We start from the raw sequence: 6,817 nt of genomic DNA, 5'->3' as shown, positions 1-6,817 counted from the left end.
AGTGCTCTTCCGACCCCGCACGGCGTGCGGACCCGGCCCGCCGCGCCCACCTCAGCCGTGCCAGGAGCGCCAGAGGGCCGCGTACGCGCCGTCCGCCGCCACCAGGTCCTCGTGCGGGCCCAGTTCGCTGATCCTGCCGTCCTCGACCACCGCGATCACGTCCGCGTCGTGCGCCGTGTGCAGGCGGTGCGCGATCGCGATCACCGTGCGGCCGTCGAGCACGCGCGCCAGCGAGCGCTCCAGGTGCCTGGCGGCCCGCGGGTCGAGGAGCGAGGTCGCCTCGTCGAGTACCAGCGTGTGCGGGTCGGCGAGTACGAGCCGGGCCAGCGCGATCTGCTGCGCCTGTGCCGGGGTGAGCGCGGTGCCGCCCGAGCCGACCTCCGTGTCCAGGCCGTCCGCGAGGCCACGCGCCCAGCCGTCCGCGTCCACGGCGCCGAGCGCGGCCCACAGCTCCTCGTCCGTCGCGTCCGCGCGGGCGAGGGCGAGGTTGTCGCGCAGCGACCCGACGAAGACGTGGTGCTCCTGGTTGACCAGCGCGACATGCCGCCGCACAGACTCGGCGGGCATCCGGGCCAGCGGGACGCCGCCCAGCGTGACCGTGCCGCGCCGAGGCCCGTAGATCCCCGCCAGCAGCCTGCCGAGCGTCGACTTGCCCGCGCCCGACGGGCCGACCAGCGCGACGCGCGTGCCGGGCGCGACGTCCAGGGACACCCGGTGCAGGACGTCCACGCCCTCCAGGTAGCCGAACCGCACCTCGTCCGCGCTGACGTCACGGCCCGCTGGGCTGAGCGCGGCGTCACCCGCGTCCGGCTCGATGTCCCGCACGCCGACCAGCCGCGCGATGGACACCTGCGCGACCTGGAGCTCGTCGTACCAGCGCAGGATCAGGCTCACGGGGTCGACCAGCATCTGCGCGAACAGCGCACCCGTCGTCAGCTGGCCCACGTCGAGCCAGCCCTGCAGGACGAAGGTCCCGCCGAGCACCAGCGTGGCGAGGAAGATGATCACGTGGGTGGCGTTGATGACCGGGAACAGCACCGTGCGCAGCCACAGCGTGTACCGCTCCCATGCCGTCCAGCGGCCCACGCGCAGGTCGGAAAGGGCCACGCGCCGCGCGCCGAGCCGGTACGACTCGATGGTGCGGCCCGCGTCCACGGTCTCCGTGAGGGACGCGGCGACGGCCGCGTACCCGGCGGCCTCCGAGCGGTACGCGGACGGCGCGCGCCTGAAGTACCAGCGGCACCCCACCACCAGCACAGGCAGCGCGATCAGCACCGCGAGCGCGAGCGGCGGCGCGGTCACCGTGATCGCGCCCAGCAGCAGCACCGCCCACACCACGCCGATGGCGAGCTGTGGCACGGCCTCGCGCATCGCGTCCGCGAGGCGGTCGATGTCCGTGGTGATCCTCGACAGCAGGTCGCCGGTGCCCGCGCGCTCCAGGACGCCGGGCGGCAGCCCCACCGACCGGACGAGGAAGTCCTCGCGCAGGTCGGCGAGCATCTCCTCGCCGAGCACGGCTCCGCGCAGCCGCACCGACCGCGTGAGCACCGTCTGCACGACGAGCGCCACCGCGAACAGCGCGGTGATCAGCGGCAGATGCAGGTCGCCGGCGCTCCGCGCCCCGTGCGCGAGCCGGTCGACGACGCCGCCGAGCAGGTAGGGCCCGACCATCGACGCCACGACTGACACGGCGTTGACGCAGATCAGCACCGTGAACGCGCGGCGGTGGCGCCTCAACAGGCCCGCGACGTAGGCCCGTACGGTCGCCACGGAGCCGACGGGCAGTGTCGTCGCGGACTCGGGGGCGGCCGGATCGTGCTCCGGCCTCGCCACGCCGATCATGCCGATTCCTCCATCTCGTGTACGTCTGCCTCGTGTACGTCCGCCACGTCTGCGCGGTGTCGGCGTCCCATGCCGTCAGCGACGTGCGTACCGAACGCCGCGCTCCCGGGCTCGGCGGACCCCGCCTCGGTCTCCCGGGTGACGACGGCGCGGTAGCGCGCGTCCTCGTCGAGCAACGCCCGGTGCCCGCCCTCGGCCACGGCCTTCCCGCCGTGCACGAACACCACACGGTCGGCGCGGTCCAGGACCAGCGGCGACGAGGTGAACACCACCGTCGTACGGCCCGAGCGCAGGCGCCTGACGCCGTCGGCGATCCGCGCCTCGGTGTGCGAGTCGACGGCCGACGTCGGCTCGTCGAGCACCAGCACCTCCGGGTCGGCGACGAGGGAGCGGGCCAGGGCGAGGCGCTGGCGCTGGCCGCCCGAGAGCGACCTGCCGCGCTCGGTGATGCGCGCCCGCATCGCGTCCCGGTCGCCTTCGCCGGCCATCGACGTACGCACCAGCGCGTCGAGCACGTCGTCGCACTGCGCCGCGGCCAGCGCGCGGCGTGCGGCGACCGTGCCGGACGACGGCACGTCGAGCAGCTCGGCGAGCGTGCCGGACAGCAGCACCGGGTCCTTGTCCTGGACGAGGACGGCCGTGCGCGCCACGTCGAGCGGCACCTCGTCCAGGGCCGTGGAGCCGAGCAGCACCGACGGCACGGCCTCCGCGTCCGCGTCCGCGCGGGAAGCGCCGGCCCGGGAAGCGTCCGCACCGGAAGCGCCGGCCCGGGAAGCGCCGGCCCGGAAGGCGCCGCCCGCCCGCCGGGCGCTCTCGCCGCCCATCAGGTCGTCGTCGCTGCCGCGGTCCTCGCGGTCGGTCGCCGAACCGACGCCGTGCCCGCCCAGGCGGTCGGCCAGCCGTCCCGCCGCGTCCGGGTCCCCGCAGACGACGGCGGTCAGTGCGCCGGAGGGCGCGATCAGGCCGCTGACCGGGTCGTACAGGTCGCCGGCGGGCGACGTCACCGCGGCGGCGTCGCCGCCGGCGCCCGCGGTCACGTCCGTCCGCACCAGGGACAGCACCCGCGCGGCGCGCGTCGCCGAGGGCCGCGACACCGAGTACGCGATGGCGATCTCCTCGAACCGCTGGAGCGGCACGAGGAGCAGGGTCACCGCGCTGTAGACCGTCACCAGCTCGCCCGGCGTGATCCGGCCGTCCAGCGCGAGGTGCGCCCCGCACCAGACCACGGCGATCAGCATCAGGCCGGGCAGCAGCACCTGGACGGCGGAGATCAGCGACCACATGCGGGCGCTGCGCACCGCGGCCCGCCGCACCTCCTGCGACACCTTCCGGTACCGCCCGAGGAACAGCTCCTCCCCGCCCACGCCACGCAGCACGCGCAGTCCGGCGACCGTGTCGGAGGCCAGCTCGGTGGCCCGTCCGGCCTTCTCGCGCTGCACGTCGGCGCGGCGCGTGGCGGGCGCGAGCAGCGGCAGGACGGCGAGCGCGAGCACCGGTACGCCGACGGCGACCAGCAGGCCGAGTGACGGCACGTACAGCAGCAGGCCCACCGCGATCAGCACGATCGCGAGGGCCGCCGCGACGAACCGCGACAGCGCCTCCACGAACCAGCCGATCTTCTCGACGTCGCCGGTCGAGACGGTGACGATCTCACCGGCGGCGACGCGCCGCGAGAGGGTCGAGCCGAGCTCGGTCGTCTTGCGCGAGAGCGACTGCTGGAGACGGGCGGCCGCGGTGATCCAGTTCGTCACCGAGACCCGGTGCAGCATGGTGTCGCCGATCGTCAGCGCGATGCCGAACAGTGCGATCAGCCCGCCCGCGAGCGCGAGCCCGCCCCCCGAACCGTCGACGACGGCCTGCACGGCGAGCCCGGAGCCCACGGGCAGCCCCGCGAGGCCCAGTTGCTGGAGCAGCCCCCAGCCGAGGGCCTTTGCCTGGCCGCCGAGCTGGCTGCGGAACAGCCACAGCAGGTACCGGCCGCCGGAGCGGGCGTCCGGGGTGCCGGGGTCCTCGTAGGGAAGGTCGCGAATCTGCATGATGTCCCATGCTCGTGGTCGGGCGAGGCAGGCGTGCCAGCTTCGCCTTTCCGCGGGTGAGGGGCAATCGCTTTTCCGGTGGGTGCGGTGCGGGAGCCTCAGGCTGGCGGGGCCGCCTGCGCGCGCGCGTCACCACGCTCGCTACCGCGCGCGTCACCACGCCCCCTACCGCGCTCGTCACCCTGCTCGCTACCGCGGTCGCCGCTGCGCTCGCCACCGCGCGCGTGAGGCTCCCCGCCGTCCCCGCCGTTCCCACCCGCCTCGCCCGTCAGCCGTGACAGCAGCGCGCCGAGCGTGTCACGCTGCTCGTCGCTGAGCGGCGCGAGCAGTTCCTCGGCCGCCTCGCGGCGCGCCGCACGCAGCGCCATGAGCGCGCCGCGCCCCGCGTCCGTCAGCTCGATCCTGATCACCCGGCGGTTCGCCGGATCGGGCACGCGCCGCACCCAGCCGTTCGCCTCAAGGCCGTCCGTCAGCGTGGTCACCGCGCGCGGCACCACTTCGAGGCGCGCCGCGAGGTCCGCCATGCGCGGCGGCGTCTCGCAGCGCGCGACCGTGCGCAGGAGCCTGCCCTGCGCAGGGGTGATGCCGACCGGCCGCAGCAGGTGCTTCTGGCGGTGGTGGATCCTGCGCGTCAGGCGCAGCAGCTGCTCGGCGACGCGGCTGTCGCGGTCGGTGCCGTCGCGCTCTGTGCCGTCACCGGCGGAGTTCTCCATGGGGGAACAATAACAGGACCATACTCATTGTGAACATAGGTAATAGTGAGCTACGCTCTCTGAATCATCGACCCCACGAAGGAGCCCATGAACCACTCCGTATCCCTCGGAAAACCCCCCGCCGGCGCGGACAGCGCCGAGCGGACCGAGCGCCCGCCCCAGCTGCGGCGCATCTTCGGCCTCTTCCGCCCCTACCGTGCCCGCCTGTCCGTGGTCGGCCTGCTGGTCGCCGCGTCCTCCCTGGTCACGGTCGCCTCACCGTTCCTGCTCCGGCAGATCCTCGACGTCGCGATCCCGCAGGGCCGCACGGGCCTGCTGTCCCTCCTGGCGCTCGGCATGATCCTCACCGCCGTCGTCAACAGCGTCTTCGGCGTCCTGCAGACGCTCATCTCGACCACCGTCGGCCAGCGCGTCATGCACGACCTGCGCACCGCGGTCTACGCCCAGCTCCAGCGGATGCCTCTCGCCTTCTTCACCCGTACGAGGACGGGGGAGGTGCAGTCCAGGATCGCCAACGACATCGGCGGCATGCAGGCGACCGTGACGTCCACGGCGACCTCGCTGGTGTCCAACCTGACCTCCGTCGTCGCCACCGTCGTCGCGATGATCGCCCTGGACTGGCGCCTGACCCTCGTCTCGATGCTGCTGCTGCCGGTGTTCGTCTGGATCAGCCGCAGGGTCGGCCGCGAGCGCAAGAGGATCACCACCCAGCGGCAGAAGCAGATGGCGACCATGGCGGCGACCGTCACGGAGTCGCTGTCCGTCAGCGGCATCCTGCTCGGCCGCACGATGGGCAGGTCCGACTCGCTGACCAAGGCGTTCTCCGACGAGTCCGAGCGCCTCGTCGACCTGGAGGTGCGCTCCAACATGGCCGGCCGCTGGCGCATGTCGGTCATCGGGATCGTCATGGCCGCCATGCCCGCGGTCATCTACTGGGCGGCCGGCATCGTGCTGCACAGCGGCGCGGCGGCGATCTCCATCGGCACGCTGGTCGCCTTCGTCTCGCTCCAGCAGGGGCTGTTCCGCCCCGCCGTGTCCCTGCTCGCCACCGGCGTCCAGATGCAGACGTCGCTCGCCCTGTTCGCCCGGATCTTCGAGTACCTGGACCTGCCGGTGGACATCACCGAGCCCGAGCACCCGGTGGAGCTGACCGAGGACCGGGTGAAGGGCGAGATTCGCTTCGAGGGCGTCGACTTCTCCTACGGCGCGTCCGCGGAGGCGGCCGGTACGGCCGGGAAACCGCCTGACTCCGCGGGGGAGCGCAGGACACTGGAGTCCATCGACCTGAGCGTGCCGGCGGGCGGCAGCCTGGCCGTCGTCGGGCCCACAGGATCCGGCAAGTCCACGCTCAGCTACCTGGTGCCGCGCCTGTACGACGTGACGGCGGGGCGCGTCACGCTCGACGGCGTCGACGTGCGCGACCTCGCCTTCGACTCGCTGGCCCGCGCGGTCGGCGTGGTCTCCCAGGAGACGTACCTCTTCCACGCCTCCGTCGCGGACAACCTGCGGTTCGCCAAGCCGGACGCGACGGACGAGGAGATCGAGACCGCGGCGAGGGCCGCGCAGATCCACGACCACATCGCTTCCCTGCCGGACGGCTACGACACCCTTGTGGGGGAGCGCGGCTACCGCTTCTCCGGCGGTGAGAAGCAGCGCCTCGCCATCGCCCGCACCATCCTGCGCGACCCGCCCGTGCTGATCCTCGACGAGGCGACGAGCGCGCTCGACACCAGGACGGAGCACGCCGTGCAGCAGGCCATCGACGCGCTCTCCGCCGGGCGCACCACGGTCACCATCGCGCACCGGCTCTCCACGGTGCGGGACGCGGACGAGATCGTCGTCCTGGACGGCGGGCAAATCGCCGAGCGCGGCACGCACGAGGAACTGCTCGCGCTGGACGGCCGGTACGCGGCGCTCGTCCGCAGGGACAGCGGCGCGGGTGTCCGCGGGGACGCCGGCGCGCTCGTACGCGCGGACAGCGGTGCGGACGCGAGCGCTCCCGGCGGCTCCGCGCCGCTGGCGCCGGTCCCTCGCTGAGCGTCCCAACACGTCGCGGCCTCCCCTGATCGCCTGGGGCGGCACGTTACGGTCCTGATATGACAAAAAGGTCATATCGACCCGCCGGGGCGGGGTCGCGGCCGGGCAGGCGACGGGCACGCCGGACGCCCTCCGGGCGCGGTGCGGGCCGCCCGCGGCTGACCCGGCGCGGGCGCCTGGTGCTGGCGG

General features: G+C 73.8%; 3 protein-coding genes and 1 pseudogene. 1 reads left to right on the top strand and 3 read right to left on the bottom strand.

The annotated features are described in order from the left end of the window. Positions 1-51: 51 nt before the first annotated feature. From JFN87_RS31315 to JFN87_RS31305, 3 genes and pseudogenes are all read right to left on the bottom strand, one after another. On the bottom strand, positions 52-1,842 hold the full coding sequence (locus tag JFN87_RS31315) for an ABC transporter ATP-binding protein (protein ID WP_209345611.1): 1,791 nt from the start codon (positions 1,840-1,842) through the stop codon (positions 52-54). Beyond that, positions 1,839-3,878: an ABC transporter transmembrane domain-containing protein gene (locus JFN87_RS31310; protein ID WP_209345610.1), complete on the bottom strand. Its 2,040-nt coding sequence runs from the start codon at positions 3,876-3,878 to the stop codon at positions 1,839-1,841. Before JFN87_RS31310 ends, JFN87_RS31315 begins: the two co-directional genes overlap by 4 nt. Positions 3,879-4,132: 254 nt before the next feature. Beyond that, positions 4,133-4,591, bottom strand: a pseudogene (locus tag JFN87_RS31305) (MarR family winged helix-turn-helix transcriptional regulator); the annotation flags it as partial. Positions 4,592-4,678: 87 nt separating this feature from the next. Here JFN87_RS31305 and JFN87_RS31300 point away from each other — a divergent pair. Beyond that, a complete protein-coding gene (locus JFN87_RS31300) occupies positions 4,679-6,628 on the top strand; it encodes an ABC transporter ATP-binding protein (protein WP_209345608.1) in 1,950 nt (649 codons plus the stop codon). Positions 6,629-6,817: the final 189 nt, after the last annotated feature.

The sequence above is a fragment of the Streptomyces montanisoli genome, assembly GCF_017813245.1.
GTDB lineage: Bacteria > Actinomycetota > Actinomycetes > Streptomycetales > Streptomycetaceae > Streptomyces > Streptomyces montanisoli.
The sequence above is the reverse complement of the archived record's forward strand: the minus strand, read 5'-3'. Positions and strand labels throughout refer to the sequence as shown.